The organism is Citrobacter sp. MNAZ 1397 (assembly GCF_023613995.1).
Classification (GTDB): Bacteria; Pseudomonadota; Gammaproteobacteria; order Enterobacterales; family Enterobacteriaceae; genus Phytobacter; species Phytobacter ursingii.
Genome location: NZ_JAKIVH010000004.1, coordinates 142,649 through 156,719, shown reverse-complemented (window position 1 = coordinate 156,719; position 14,071 = coordinate 142,649). Strand labels below are relative to the sequence as shown.

The window sequence follows — 14,071 nt, the reverse complement described above, 5'->3', positions numbered from 1 at the left end:
GAATCACACTTAATGAGCGATATGGCAGAGCGCCTTGCGCTACATGAATTTACGGAAAACGCGTATCTGAACTATTCCATGTACGTCATCATGGACCGTGCGTTGCCGTTTATCGGTGATGGCCTGAAACCTGTTCAGCGTCGCATTGTTTACGCTATGTCTGAATTGGGGCTGAGTGCCAGCGCCAAATTCAAAAAATCCGCCCGTACCGTGGGCGACGTGTTGGGTAAATATCACCCGCATGGCGACAGCGCCTGTTACGAAGCCATGGTTTTAATGGCACAGCCGTTCTCTTACCGTTATCCGCTGGTTGATGGGCAGGGGAACTGGGGCGCGCCGGACGATCCGAAATCCTTCGCCGCAATGCGTTATACCGAATCCCGTTTGTCTAAATACGCAGAAGTGCTGTTGGGTGAACTGGGGCAGGGCACGGCGGATTGGGTACCGAACTTTGACGGTACGTTGCAGGAGCCGAAGATGCTCCCTGCGCGCCTGCCAAACATTCTGCTCAACGGCACCACCGGCATTGCGGTAGGGATGGCGACCGATATTCCTCCGCATAACCTGCGCGAAGTGGCAAAAGCGGCTATCGCCCTGATTGAACAACCGAAAACCACCCTTGATCAGTTGCTGGATATCGTCCAGGGGCCGGATTATCCGACCGAAGCGGAAATCATCACGTCGCGAACTGAGATCCGTAAAATTTACGAGAACGGGCGTGGTTCCGTGCGGATGCGTGCGGTGTGGAAAAAAGAAGACGGCGCAGTGGTGATTACCGCGCTGCCGCACCAGGTTTCCGGTGCGCGCGTACTCGAACAGATTGCCGCCCAGATGCGCAACAAAAAGCTGCCAATGGTGGACGACCTGCGCGATGAGTCCGACCATGAAAACCCGACCCGTCTGGTGATTGTGCCGCGCTCTAACCGCGTGGATATGGAGCAGGTGATGAATCACCTGTTTGCCACCACCGATCTGGAAAAAAGCTACCGCATTAACCTGAACATGATCGGTCTGGATGGTCGCCCGGCGGTGAAAAACCTGCTGGAAATCCTCACCGAATGGCTGACATTCCGTCGCGATACGGTACGTCGCCGCCTGAATTACCGTCTGGAGAAAGTGCTCAAGCGCCTGCATATCCTTGAAGGTCTGCTGGTGGCGTTCCTCAATATTGACGAAGTGATTCATATTATTCGCACCGAAGATGAGCCGAAGCCGGTTCTGATGTCGCGGTTTGGCATCAGCGAGACCCAGGCAGAAGCCATCCTCGAACTGAAATTGCGCCACCTCGCCAAACTCGAAGAGATGAAAATTCGCGGTGAGCAGGACGAGCTGGCAAAAGAACGCGATCAACTGCAGGCTATCCTTGCCTCTGAGCGCAAGATGAATAATCTGCTCAAGAAAGAGCTGCAGGCGGATTCTGATGCTTTTGGCGACGACCGCCGTTCACCGCTGCATGAGCGTGAAGAAGCGAAGGCGATGAACGAACACGATATGCAGCCGTCTGAGCCGGTGACTATCGTGCTGTCGCAAATGGGTTGGGTGCGTAGCGCCAAAGGCCATGACATTGATGCGCAGGGCTTAAGTTATAAAGCGGGCGACAGCTGGAAGGCGTCGGCGAAAGGCAAGAGCAATCAGCCGGTGGTCTTCATCGACTCGACCGGGCGCAGTTACGCCATTGACCCCATTACGCTGCCTTCCGCGCGCGGGCAAGGGGAGCCGTTAACCGGTAAATTGACCCTGCCGCCGGGTGCCGTTGTTGAGCATATGGTCATGACTAACGAAGACCAGAAACTGCTGATGGCGAGCGATGCTGGCTATGGTTTTGTCTGCACGTTCAACGATCTGGTGGCGCGCAACCGTGCGGGTAAAACGCTGATCAGTCTGCCGGATAACGCCCGTGTGATGCCGCCCCTGGAAATTGAAAACGACGCGGATATGCTGCTGGCGATCACCACGGCAGGGCGCATGCTGATGTTCCCGGTGGGCGATCTGCCGCAGTTGTCAAAAGGCAAAGGCAACAAGATCATCGGCATTCCATCGGCAGAAGCCGCAAAAGGCGAAGATGGCCTGGCTCATCTCTATCTGCTGCCGCCGCAGAGCACGCTGACGATTCATGTGGGTAAACGTAAAATCAAACTGCGCCCGGAAGAACTGCAGAAAGTGCAGGGGGAGCGTGGTCGTCGTGGGACATTGATGCGTGGGTTACAGCGTATCGACCGCGTTGAGATTGATTCGCCGTCCCGCCCCAGCGCCGGAAACAGCGAAGAGTAACCGTTCTGCATTCATCCCCCGCTCATCCGTGGGGGAATGACGAATTTTTCCCGTAAAAGCGTTGTTTATTCCAGAGTTGCGATTAACAATACGTTTTTACGACCCCGCATCTAACCCGGCCTGAGTGTTGCAGGCTAGTGTTTGTGCACATAGGGATGGGTTTTCGAGGTAGCTATGCTATTTATTGTTCGCTTCATTATCGTTGTTATTTATTCCATTCTGGTGTGTGTCTTTGGTTCTCTTTACTGCCTGTTCAGCCCGCGTAATCCGAAGCATGTTGCTACCTTCGGGCATATGTTCGGCCGACTGGCGCCGGTATTCGGCTTAAAGGTTGAAAAGCGTTTCCCGCAGGGTTACCAGCAGCATGGCAAGGCTATCTATATCGCGAATCACCAGAACAACTACGATATGGTCACCGCGTCTAACATCGTGCAACCCCCTACCGTCACCGTCGGCAAAAAGAGCCTGCTGTGGGTGCCGTTTTTTGGTTTGCTTTACTGGTTAACGGGCAATCTGCTGATTGATCGTAATAACCGGGCAAAAGCGCACGGTACAATCGCCCAGGTGGTGAAGCATATTCAGAAACGCAATATTTCTGTCTGGATGTTCCCGGAAGGGACCCGAAGCCGTGGGCGTGGTTTACTCCCATTTAAAACGGGCGCGTTCCACGCGGCCATCGCCGCGGGTGTGCCTATCATCCCGGTTTGTGTGTCTGGTACGTCGAATAAAATCAATCTTAACCGCCTGAAAAACGGGCTGGTAATTGTCGAAATGCTGCCGCCAATCGAGACCACCGGTTACGGTAAAGATCAGATTCGTGAACTGGCCGCGCGTTGCCATGAGCTGATGAAAACGAAAATTGATGAGCTGGACAAAGAAGTGGCTGAGCGCGAGGCCACGGGACGGGTCTAATCCTTTTGCTATATTGATGCCGGGAAATGATTTCCCGCGCGGTTTATTCAGTTTTTACACGGAGCAACTATGTCACTCAGTCGGCGTCAATTTATCCAGGTATCCGGAGCTGCATTCTGTGCAGGCGCGATACCGCTGAGGGCGAACGCCGCCGGGCAGCAACCGCCGCTGCCGATACCTCCGTTAATTGAATCCCGTCGCGGGCAGCCCCTTTTCCTGACACTCCAGCGCGCGCACTGGTCATTTGCCACCGGAACGCGCGCTCAGGTCTGGGGAGTAAACGGGCGTTATCTTGGGCCGACGATTCGGGTCTGGAGCGGCGATGACGTCAAAATGATTTACAGTAACCGCCTGGCGGAAAATGTCTCCATGACGGTGAGCGGGCTGCAGGTGCCCGGGCCATTAATTGGCGGCGCCGCGCGGATGATGACCGCGAATAACGACTGGGCGCCGGTGTTGCCGATTCGGCAAAGTGCCGCCACGCTCTGGTATCACGCCAACACGCCAAACCGTACCGCACAGCAGGTTTACAATGGCCTCGCCGGAATGTGGCTGGTGGAAGATGACGTCAGTAAATCGCTGCCCATTCCGAACCACTACGGTGTGGATGATTTTCCGATCATTATCCAGGATAAGCGGCTGGATAATTTTGGTACGCCGGAATACAGCGAGCCTGGCAGCGGCGGCTTCGTGGGCGATACCCTGATGGTCAACGGCGCGCAAAGTCCGTTTGTCGAAGTGTCGCGCGGCTGGGTACGTTTACGTCTGCTGAATGCCTCCAATTCACGTCGTTATCAGTTGCAGATGAGCGACGGACGTCCTCTGCACGTGATCTCCGGCGATCAGGGCTTTTTGCCGGTTCCGGTGTCGATCAAGCAACTGGCGCTGGCGCCGGGTGAGCGGCGCGAAGTCCTGGTTGATATGACCAACGGTGATGAGGTTTCGGTTACCTGCGGTGAGGCCGCTGGCATCATGGATCGTCTGCGCGGCTTTTTTGAGCCCTCCAGTATTTTGATTTCCACCCTTGTGCTGACGCTGCGTCCTACCGGACTGTTGCCACTTGTTACTGATACGTTGCCGATGCGGCTGTTGCCATCGGACATCATGACCGGCACACCAGTGCGTAGCCGCGATATTACGCTGGGCAGCGATCCGGGGATCAACGGGCAATTATGGGATCCGCAGCGTATCGACATTACCGCCCAGCAGGGCTCATGGGAGCGCTGGACAGTGCGTGCTGACATGCCGCAATCGTTCCATATGGAAGGCGTACAGTTCCAGGTGCGTAACGTTAATGGCGCCATGCCGTTCCCGGAAGACCGTGGCTGGAAAGATACCGTGTGGGTTGATGGTCAGGTGGAACTGCTGGTCTATTACGGGCAACCGTCATGGCCGCATTTCCCGTTCCAGTATGGCAGTCAGACCCTGGAGATGGCGGATCGCGGGTCGATTGGTCAGTTGCTGGTGAATCCGGCGGCATAGCCCTCCTCCCCATAGGGGAAAGGGAGAAAACCATACCGTAGCCCTGGTAGGCGAAGCGCCGCCGGGGCGAGGGGGAAAGCCCCACACATATTCCTTCATTTCATGTATTGATCCAGCGTATAATCCACGCCCTTTGTTTATTTTTTTGCCACTTTTTTTTGGAAGCAAGATGAGCGCAATATCCCTGATCCAGCCGGATCGTGACCTTTTTTCATGGCCCCAGTACTGGGCGGCCTGCTTTGGTCCGGCTCCGTTTTTACCTATGTCCCGCGATGAAATGGATCAACTTGGCTGGGATAGCTGCGACATCATTCTGGTCACCGGCGATGCGTATGTCGATCACCCGAGCTTCGGTATGGCGATCTGTGGGCGTATGCTCGAAGCCCAGGGTTTCCGTGTTGGCATCATTGCCCAGCCGGACTGGAACAGCAAAGACGACTTTATGCGTCTGGGGAAACCCAACCTGTTCTTCGGCGTGACCGCAGGTAACATGGACTCGATGATCAACCGTTATACGGCGGATCGTAAACTGCGCCATGATGATGCTTACACCCCGGATAACGTGGCGGGTAAACGTCCGGATCGTGCGACGCTCGCGTATACCCAGCGCTGCAAAGAAGCCTGGAAAGAGGTGCCGGTTATTCTTGGTGGCATTGAAGCGAGCCTGCGCCGTACCGCCCATTACGATTACTGGTCCGATACCGTGCGTCGTTCAGTGCTGGTGGATTCCAAAGCCGACATGCTGATGTTCGGTAACGGCGAGCGTCCGCTGGTGGAAGTGGCGCATCGCCTGGCACAGGGCGAGCCTATCTCAGAGATTCGCGATGTCCGTAATACCGCGATCATGGTGAAAGAAGCGCTGCCAGGCTGGAGCGGCGTGGATTCTCGCATTATTGATATGCCGGGTAAAATCGACCCCATTCCGCATCCCTATGGTGAAGATTTACCGTGCGCGGATAATAAACCTGTCGAACCGAAGAAAGCCGAAGCGAAAGCGGTTGTTGTTCAACCGCCGCGTCCGAAACCGTGGGAAAAAACCTACGTGCTGCTGCCCTCCTTTGAGAAGGTCAAAAGCGACAAAGTACTGTATGCGCACGCTTCGCGTATTTTGCATCATGAAACCAACCCCGGCTGTGCTCGTGCACTGATGCAAAAACATGGCGATCGCTACATCTGGATTAACCCGCCAGCCATCCCGCTGTCTACCGAAGAGATGGACAGTGTTTTTGCCCTGCCGTACAAGCGCGTCCCGCATCCGGCCTACGGTAACAGCCGTATTCCGGCGTACGAAATGATCCGTTTCTCAATCAATATCATGCGTGGCTGCTTTGGTGGTTGCTCCTTCTGTTCAATCACTGAACATGAAGGACGCATTATTCAGAGCCGTTCGGAAGATTCGATCATTAATGAGATCGAAGCGATTCGCGACACAGTTCCGGGCTTTACCGGCGTTATCTCCGATCTGGGTGGCCCGACGGCCAACATGTACATGCTGCGCTGTAAGTCGCCGCGCGCGGAACAAACCTGCCGTCGTTTGTCGTGTGTTTATCCGGATATCTGCCAGCACATGGATACCAACCATGAGCCGACGATCAATTTATACCGCCGTGCGCGCGATCTGAAAGGCATCAAAAAAATCCTGATCGCATCCGGGGTACGTTACGACATCGCTGTAGAAGATCCGCGTTATATCAAAGAGCTGGCAACTCACCACGTGGGTGGCTATCTGAAGATTGCGCCGGAACATACCGAAGAAGGGCCGCTGTCGAAGATGATGAAGCCGGGCATGGGCAGCTATGACCGTTTCAAAGAGCTGTTTGATACTTTCTCGAAACAGGCCGGTAAAGAGCAGTATTTGATCCCGTACTTTATCTCTGCGCACCCGGGTACGCGTGATGAAGATATGGTTAACCTGGCGCTGTGGCTCAAACGGCACCGTTTCCGCCTCGACCAGGTGCAGAATTTTTATCCGTCTCCGCTCGCCAACTCGACGACTATGTATTACACGGGGAAAAACCCGCTCGGTAAGATTGGCTATAAGAGTGAAGATGTGGTGGTGCCGAAGGGCGATAAACAGCGTCGTCTGCATAAAGCGCTGCTGCGCTACCACGATCCGGCGAACTGGCCGATGATCCGCCAGGCGCTGGAAGAGATGGGTAAAAAGCACCTGATTGGTTCACGTCGCGATTGCCTGGTACCCGCTCCGACGCTGGATGAAATGCGTGAAGCGCGCCGCCAGAATCGTAATACCCGTCCGGCGCTGACCAAGCACACGCCGATTGCTCATCAGCGTCAGAATGGCTCCCCACGCAGCGAAACCGCAACGCGCGGCGCTGTGAAAAAGGGCGCGGTGAAAAGTGAAACGGTGAAGAGTGGTGCGGTGAAAAGCAGCGTAATGAAAAACGATAACGCGAAAAAAGCGGTAAAGCGTAAGGCGGGTTAACTGCGGTCTGATGCCCTCACCCTAACCCTCTCCCACAGGGAGAGGGAACATGTGCTGCATGTGGGAGAGGTGCCAGCATTCCGCCATTTCCGATTGGGAGAGGCCTCTGGCTTTTCTCCCTCTCCCTCAGGGAGAGGGAATATGTGCCGCATGTGGGAGAGGTGCCAGCATTCCGTCATTTCCGATTGGGAGAGGTCTCTGGCTTTTCTCCCTCTCCCTAGGGAGAGGGCTGGGGTGAGGGTGAACTGGTAGTACTTTTCTCCGCCGCTTTATCGCCTAACGCTTCCTGCTGCCGCTCGCGGTTATACTCTTTAATCCCCTGATATAAGCTCTGGGTTTCATTGACGATGTCGTCAATGAGCCAGCGTCCATTTTCATCCACCAGCGAGAGCGTCTGTGTCACGGTCTCCGGCCCGTCGCTGAACGGGCGGAAGCGGACCACGGCGTCAACGTGCTGGCCATCATGGGGCACGATATCGACCTGTTCCAGCACCAGATTGTCATAATCCTGGCAATTGCAGATAGGATCGTAATTCAGATAGCCCACATCCCCCTCAGCCGTCAGCCGCTGATCTTCGGCGACTTCTTTCATGAGCCGACTGGAAATCACCTGATCTTTACCGGAAGCATCAAAAATAACGCCGGCTTGATTATCCTTATAGTGCTGATAGAGCAATTCCACGCTACGCTGAGGTGACTCAGCAAACGCGGAAAAGCTGCAAATAAAAAGCAATACCAATAGTTTTCGCATAGTCGATTCTTCTTGTGGGGCACTATACCCAGAGTAGCATTGCCTTTGCGCAGGCGTAAGTCTTCATATATGAAGAGATGTTCATCTGAATTCAAGGAGCGAGTGATGGCAACACGATTCTGGCCGGGTGTCGCGCTTTTAGCGCTATTACAAAGCGGGTGCGTTGCCTACACCCAGTCTCAACCCGCCCTGGAAGGCCGCCTGTTGGATAGCACAGGAAAACCCATACCTGCGGCCACTATTACGCTGAAAAGTCATCGTCCCGGCGCCAGCACCGTGACCGATAGCAACGGTTTCTTCGCTTTTGCAGGCGAGCACGAATGGTCGTTCTTTTTACCCATTGGGCCAATCGATAAGATTAACCTTTCCAGGTTGCTTATCAGCGCGCAGGGTCAGCAATACGATGTTTTGTTCTCGTATGGGCTGAGTGGGCCTTACGGTTCGGGGCCGTCGGAAGTGGGCGTGTTGTGTACGTTACCTCAGGCGCAGCTGCCGACAGAAAAAGAGGGCACAACGCCGGAAATCTGCCAGCGTGTACCGTATAAAAATATGCAAGCATCCCGCGCGGCAGAGTGAGACTACGCAAATCAGCCCGGCCGTGAAGCCGGGCGTAAAGGGCTAATCAGTACAGCCCCAACATTTTCCACCAGGCAAGGCCGATGACCATAAATACAGCCTGGTTGAACAGGCTGATTAAAAACCCTGTTCGCCACCAGATACCGGTTGGCACGTAACCGGCGCCAAACAGAATGGGGCCGCGTGCGTGGGTGTATTGCGTCAGTGAACAATAGAGGCTGCTGGTAAATGCCAGCATCAGCGCCATCGGCGCGGCGGGAATATTCAGATGAATACCTACGCCGAGGAAGACGGCATACAGCGCGGCGATTTGCGCATTACCGCTGGCGAAAAAGTAGTGGGTGTAGAAGTAGGCTGCGTTCAACAGCAACAGCACTATCACCCAACTGGTACCGCCCATCGCGTTACCGATACTTTCACCAATCACGCCGCCAAACCAGGTGGTGAAGCCCAGTTTTTTCAGCTGGTTCGCCATCATCAGCAGCGCCGCAAACCAGATTAGTGTATCCCAGGCTCCTTTCTCGCTTTTTACATCTTCCCAGCTCAGTACCCCGGAAAGTAACAGCACCGACAGGCCGACGAAGGATGCCGTGGTCGGATCCACCCCCAGCGCATCGCCGAAGATCCACAGTATCAGCAGGAGCAGGACGGTGCCGAGCATCAGCCATTCGCCCCGGCTCATTTTCCCCATCAATGCCAGCTCACGCTGCGCGAGGACGGGCGCATCCGGGGTGTGTTTGATTTCGGGACGCGTTATCCAGTAAACCAGTACCGGCACAATCAGTAAGGAGACCAGGCAAGGGGCCAGCGCGGCGATGAACCAGCCGCCCCAGGTCAGCGTCACCCCAGCGTTTGCCGCCAGTTTCACTGCCAGCAGGTTGCCGGTATACCCGGTCATAAACAGCGCGGCGGTGACATCGTTAACGTTGCCGATACAGGTAATGAGAAAGGTGCCGATTTTGCTACGTGATTCATCTTCCGGACGAGAGTCAAAGCTGCGAGCCAGTGAGTCCGCAATAGGATAGATGACGCCACCGCAACGCGCAGTATTGCTTGGCATGGCGGGGGAGAGGATCAGATCGGCAAACGCCAGACCGTAAGCCAGCCCGAGCGTGCGCTTACCGAGCAGGCGGATCATTTGTAGTGCGATGCGTCGGCCAAGTCCGGTTTTGATAAAACCGCGGGCGATCATAAAGGCAACGACGATAAGCCAGATAAGTGAACTGTTTAACTCACTCAGTGCCGTGAGGATAGCGCCATTGGCCGTTTTATCACCGGCGGCGTAAGTGATGGCGAACACGGTGATGCCGATGATGCCGACAGCGCCAATAGGCAGCACCTTAGCGACGATTGAGGCAATGGTCGCGACAAAGACAATGGCAGAATGCCAGGCCTGGGCGCTGAGTCCTTCCGGGGGTGCCACCTGCCAGAGACCGGTGGCGATAACAACAATAATAATTAAAGGGAGCCATCGGACTCCTGACGTATTTTTTTCAGCCATAAAGTCATCCCTATACATGATGTAAATAAAACGTCGAGGAAAAATAATCAACGTGAGTAATTATGTTGTTGCAGCATAAATTATGCTGCGCTACAAACGTGAACAAATACACACGAAGAGTGTGGTTAAATTGTTTCCTGATGTTTCTGATTTCATGGCAAAAAAAGCCCGACGCGGGCGCCGGGCTGGGGGGAGTAAAAAGAATTAGCCGCCGAACTGATCCGGGTCAGGGCCAAGACGTTTCCCCTGATCGAGTCTGGCGATTTCGCCCAGTTCGTCTTTATCGAGACGGAAATCCCAGACGTCAAAGTTCTCGGCAATGCGTGCCGGGGTAACGGATTTCGGGATCACGATCAGGCCGCAGTCCAGATGCCAGCGAATCACAATCTGTGCTGGGGTTTTGCCATATTTATCCGCCAGTTCGCGGATAATTTTCTGATCAAATACCCCTTCGCCACCCTGTGCCAGCGGGCTCCAGGATTCGGTCTGGATTTTGTGCGTGGCGTTCCAGGCATGCAACTGACGCTGCTGCAAAAGAGGGTGCAGCTCAATCTGGTTAATAACCGGGGTCACGTTTGTCTCATCAATCAGCTTCTGCAGATGATGAATCTGGAAATTACACACCCCAATACTCTTCACCAGTCCCTGTTCCTGGAGTTTGATCATTCCTTTCCAGGCCTCAACATAGTGGTCGATAGCCGGGACCGGCCAGTGCATCAGGTAGAGATCAACATAATCAAGCTGGAGTTTGTCGAGGCTTTCCTGCAATGCTTCCTGTGGGCGTTTCTGATCGTCATTCCACAGTTTTGTGGTAATGAACAGGTCATCACGCGCAACGCCTGCACTTTTTAATGCCGTGCCAACGCCGTCTTCATTTTTATACGCGGCTGCGGTATCGATAGAGCGATAGCCGACTTCCAGCGCTTTGTGAATGGCGGAAACCACTTCCTCATTGCCCGCTTTCCACACGCCAAGACCCAGCTGCGGCATCAGATTGCCGTCCGAAAGCTTAATCACGGTTGGATGTGTCATGCATTCCTCCTGTATGAGCTTACCGGGACATGTCCCGGTAAGGTTGTGTGCATTAAGTCTGGACGAAAAGTCCAAAAACGAAAGGCAGCGGAGTAAAAAGCTTAGCGTGCCGCTTCGTAAATGCGACGGCTGACATCAAGGGTAATGTCCTGATGTTCGCCGAGTTTTGTCATGCCGTGTTCTTCCAGTTTTGCCAGCAGCGCCGGGATGGAACTGCCGTCCAGACCGTAACCGGACAGGCGAGTCGGTACACCCATCTGTTCAAAGAAACCACGGGTTGCTTCGATAGCGGCATCAATACGGCTGTCTTCGGAACCTTCGGTGATATTCCAGACGCGTTCTGCGTATTGCAGCAATTTGGCGCGTTTGGTGTCGCGTTTTTCATTCCACAAAGCAGGGAGCACTATCGCCAGCGTTTGGGCATGATCAAGACCGTGCATTGCCGTCAGTTCATGGCCAAGCATATGGGTCGCCCAGTCTTGCGGCACGCCCGCGCCAATCAGGCCGTTCAGCGCCTGGGTGGCCGCCCACATGACGTTGGCGCGAACATCGTAATTTTCCGGTTCTTTCAGCGCTTTCGGGCCTTCTTCGATGAGCGTCAGCAGAATACCTTCGGCGAAGCGATCCTGAATTTTACCGTTCACCGGGTAAGTGACATATTGCTCAACGGTATGCACAAAGGCATCGACAACGCCGTTCGCCACCTGACGCGGCGGCAGGGTGTAGGTGTATACCGGATCCAGCACGGCAAAAATCGGCTGAACGTGTTCAGACATAAATGCTTGTTTATCACCGGTGGTTTTACGGGAGATAACTGCGCCTTTGTTGGATTCGGAACCGGTGGCTGGCAGGGTCAGCACGGAGCCCATTGGGATCGCACTGGTGATTTTGCCGCCGTAGGTTTGCAGAATTTCCCACGGGTCCACGCCATCGGCGTAATGGGCCGCTGCGGCGATAAATTTGGTGCCATCCAGTACAGAGCCGCCGCCGACCGCCAGCAGGAAGGTGATGTTGTCATCCTTGGCGATTTTGACGGCTTTCATCAGGGTTTCGTAAGACGGGTTGGGTTCGATGCCGCTGAATTCCCGTACATCCAGACCTTCCAGCGCGCTATATACCTGATCCAGCACGCCGTTTTTCTTCACGCTACCGCCGCCGTAGGTAATCAGTACGCGAGCGTCTGCCGGAATTTGTTCACGCAAATCGGCAATCGCGCCTTTACCAAACAGGATGCGGGTAGGGGTATGGAGATTAAAGTTGTTCATTGCTCGTTCCCTTTAGGTGGGTGATAGAAGAGCAGGCAGGATGCTGCCCGATGGCATTAATTGTGGCCGTGGCGGGCTTGCCTCTCAATGCACATTTCTGCCGATGTCTTGCCTGTTTCTCCAGGTCGCTGGAGAAACCGCACAAAAGATTGCACACTGTAGCGGTCAAAAAACAGTGAAGGAGCGGCGAGTTATGAACCGTGACGAGATTTGCCAGGTATTAACGCAAAAAGTAAACGCACTGAAAAATAATGAAAATTATCTCAGCACGCTGCTTCCGGATATCCGTTTGCTTTACGGCACTGAGCCGGGAACCCGTACCCCGGTGATGTATCAGCCGGGGATCGTTTTTCTCTTCTCCGGCCATAAAATTGGTTATATCAATGAGCGTGTGTTTCGCTACGATACCAATGAATATTTACTCCTTACCGTACCTTTACCGTTTGAGTGCGAAACCTATGCAACGCCAGAAGTTCCGCTGGCGGGATTACGCCTTAACGTCGACATTCTGCAGTTACAGGAACTGTTGATGGATATCGGCGAAGATGAATCTTTCCAGCCCGCGATGGCGGCAAGCGGTATCAACTCTGCCACCCTGTCCGAGGAAATTCTGTGTGCGGCGGAACGTTTACTCGACGTGATGGAACGCCCGCTGGACGCCCGTATTCTGGGTAAACAGATCATTCGTGAACTGCTCTATCACGTGCTCATCGGGCCGCGTGGCGGCGCATTACTGGCGTTGGTCAGCCGCCAGACCCATTTCAGCTTAATCAGCCGGGTGCTTAAACGCATTGAGAGCCAGTACACAGAAAACCTGAGCGTCGACGAACTGGCTGCTGAGGCGAATATGAGCGTCTCTGCGTTTCACCATAACTTTAAATCGGTGACCAGCACCTCGCCGTTGCAGTACCTCAAAAGCTACCGCCTGCACAAAGCACGGATGATGATGATCCACGATGGTATGAAGGCCAGCGCTGCGGCCATTCGTGTGGGTTATGAAAGCCCGTCGCAATTTAGCCGCGAGTTTAAACGCTATTTTGGCGTCACGCCGGGGGAAGATGCGGCGCGTATTCGTATGATGCAGGGGGGCTGATTTTCCTTCTCCTTTTGGGAGAAGGAAAAGAGGGAAAGTATCAGGCGCTGCAGTATTTTTTCTTAATCACCACGGCCAGGGTGCCCACCAGCCCGGCGACCAGCAGGAAAAGCGGCAGAATCATCAGGAATGTCATCACCTGATCTTCGTGGCGTTTTACAAAGGGGATCATGCTGATGGCGTAGCCCAGCGTGGTGATCATGCCGACCCACAGCAGGCCGCTCAGCCAGTTGAAAAGCTGGAAACGGCGGCTGGATAAGCCTGAAATCCCGGCCATGGTTGGCAGCAGGGTGCGCACGAACGCCAGGAATCGCCCAGCCAACAGCGCCAGCAAACCGTGTCGGTCAAACATGCAGGTCGCCCGCTGATGATATTTCTCCGGCAACTGCGCCAGCCAACTCTTCACCACGCGGGTATTCCCCAGCCAGCGCCCCTGCAGGTAGCTCAACCAGCAGCCCAGGCTGGCGGCAGAAGTCAGGATTACGAGTGTCGACAGGTAGTCCATGCAACCACGCGCCACCAGCGCGCCAGCCAATAAAAGCAAACTGTCCCCAGGCAAAAACGAGGCTGGAAGCAATCCGTTTTCTAAAAAGAGAGTGGCAAACATCACTAAATAAACGACGCCAACAATATGTGGATTCGCCAGCGCTGCAAAGTCGTGGTGCCAGAGCGCAGCGATAATGTCTTGAATTACAGCCATGGACTTTCCTGTGGTACCGCTTAGAGAAGGCTATTGTACCCGCTT

At 54.5% G+C, this 14,071-nt stretch carries 11 protein-coding genes; 6 read left to right on the top strand and 5 right to left on the bottom strand.

The window, feature by feature from the left end; all coding sequences use genetic code 11:
• Positions 1-12 precede the first annotated feature (12 nt).
• The 4 genes from parC to L2097_RS20295 all read left to right on the top strand — a co-directional run bounded on the left by parC (position 13) and on the right by L2097_RS20295 (position 7,108).
• Positions 13-2,271 carry a DNA topoisomerase IV subunit A gene (gene parC, locus L2097_RS20310; protein ID WP_047373100.1) on the top strand — a complete coding sequence of 753 codons (2,259 nt, stop codon included), beginning with the start codon at positions 13-15 and terminating at the stop codon, positions 2,269-2,271.
• 174 nt (positions 2,272-2,445) lie between these two features.
• Complete coding sequence (locus L2097_RS20305) at positions 2,446-3,183, top strand: 1-acylglycerol-3-phosphate O-acyltransferase (RefSeq protein ID WP_047373101.1); 738 nt, start codon at positions 2,446-2,448, stop codon at positions 3,181-3,183.
• A gap of 69 nt (positions 3,184-3,252) precedes the next feature.
• On the top strand, positions 3,253-4,665 hold the full coding sequence (ftsP, locus tag L2097_RS20300; RefSeq protein WP_085005776.1) for a cell division protein FtsP: 1,413 nt from the start codon (positions 3,253-3,255) through the stop codon (positions 4,663-4,665).
• A 169-nt stretch (positions 4,666-4,834) separates the two neighbouring features.
• Positions 4,835-7,108 (top strand): YgiQ family radical SAM protein, encoded by a 2,274-nt coding sequence (locus tag L2097_RS20295; RefSeq protein ID WP_082137107.1) that lies wholly within the window; start codon positions 4,835-4,837, stop codon positions 7,106-7,108.
• A 217-nt stretch (positions 7,109-7,325) separates the two neighbouring features.
• Here L2097_RS20295 and L2097_RS20290 read toward each other — a convergent pair whose 3' ends face one another.
• Positions 7,326-7,859 carry a DUF3828 domain-containing protein gene (locus tag L2097_RS20290; protein ID WP_052958937.1) on the bottom strand — a complete coding sequence of 178 codons (534 nt, stop codon included), beginning with the start codon at positions 7,857-7,859 and terminating at the stop codon, positions 7,326-7,328.
• Positions 7,860-7,964: 105 nt separating this feature from the next.
• Here L2097_RS20290 and L2097_RS20285 point away from each other — a divergent pair, with 105 nt between their 5' ends.
• On the top strand, positions 7,965-8,435 hold the full coding sequence (locus L2097_RS20285) for a carboxypeptidase-like regulatory domain-containing protein (protein ID WP_250353570.1): 471 nt from the start codon (positions 7,965-7,967) through the stop codon (positions 8,433-8,435).
• A gap of 46 nt (positions 8,436-8,481) precedes the next feature.
• Here the strand turns inward: L2097_RS20285 and L2097_RS20280 are convergent, their stop codons facing one another.
• The 3 genes from L2097_RS20280 to yqhD form a co-directional block, all read right to left on the bottom strand.
• Positions 8,482-9,936, bottom strand: a complete 1,455-nt coding sequence (locus L2097_RS20280) for a DASS family sodium-coupled anion symporter (RefSeq protein ID WP_047373103.1) — start codon at positions 9,934-9,936, stop codon at positions 8,482-8,484.
• Positions 9,937-10,140: 204 nt separating this feature from the next.
• Positions 10,141-10,968, bottom strand: coding sequence for a 2,5-didehydrogluconate reductase DkgA (dkgA, locus tag L2097_RS20275; protein WP_047373104.1), 828 nt, complete (start codon positions 10,966-10,968; stop codon positions 10,141-10,143).
• A 101-nt stretch (positions 10,969-11,069) separates the two neighbouring features.
• A complete protein-coding gene (gene yqhD / locus L2097_RS20270; RefSeq protein ID WP_047373105.1) occupies positions 11,070-12,233 on the bottom strand; it encodes an alcohol dehydrogenase in 1,164 nt (387 codons plus the stop codon).
• Between the two features lie 193 nt (positions 12,234-12,426).
• On the opposite strand from yqhD, the gene L2097_RS20265 reads away from it, so the two are divergent.
• Positions 12,427-13,326 (top strand): AraC family transcriptional regulator, encoded by a 900-nt coding sequence (locus L2097_RS20265; RefSeq protein ID WP_250353569.1) that lies wholly within the window; start codon positions 12,427-12,429, stop codon positions 13,324-13,326.
• Positions 13,327-13,366: 40 nt separating this feature from the next.
• Here the strand turns inward: L2097_RS20265 and L2097_RS20260 are convergent, their stop codons facing one another.
• Positions 13,367-14,026 (bottom strand): DedA family protein, encoded by a 660-nt coding sequence (locus L2097_RS20260; RefSeq protein ID WP_047373107.1) that lies wholly within the window; start codon positions 14,024-14,026, stop codon positions 13,367-13,369.
• Positions 14,027-14,071: the final 45 nt, after the last annotated feature.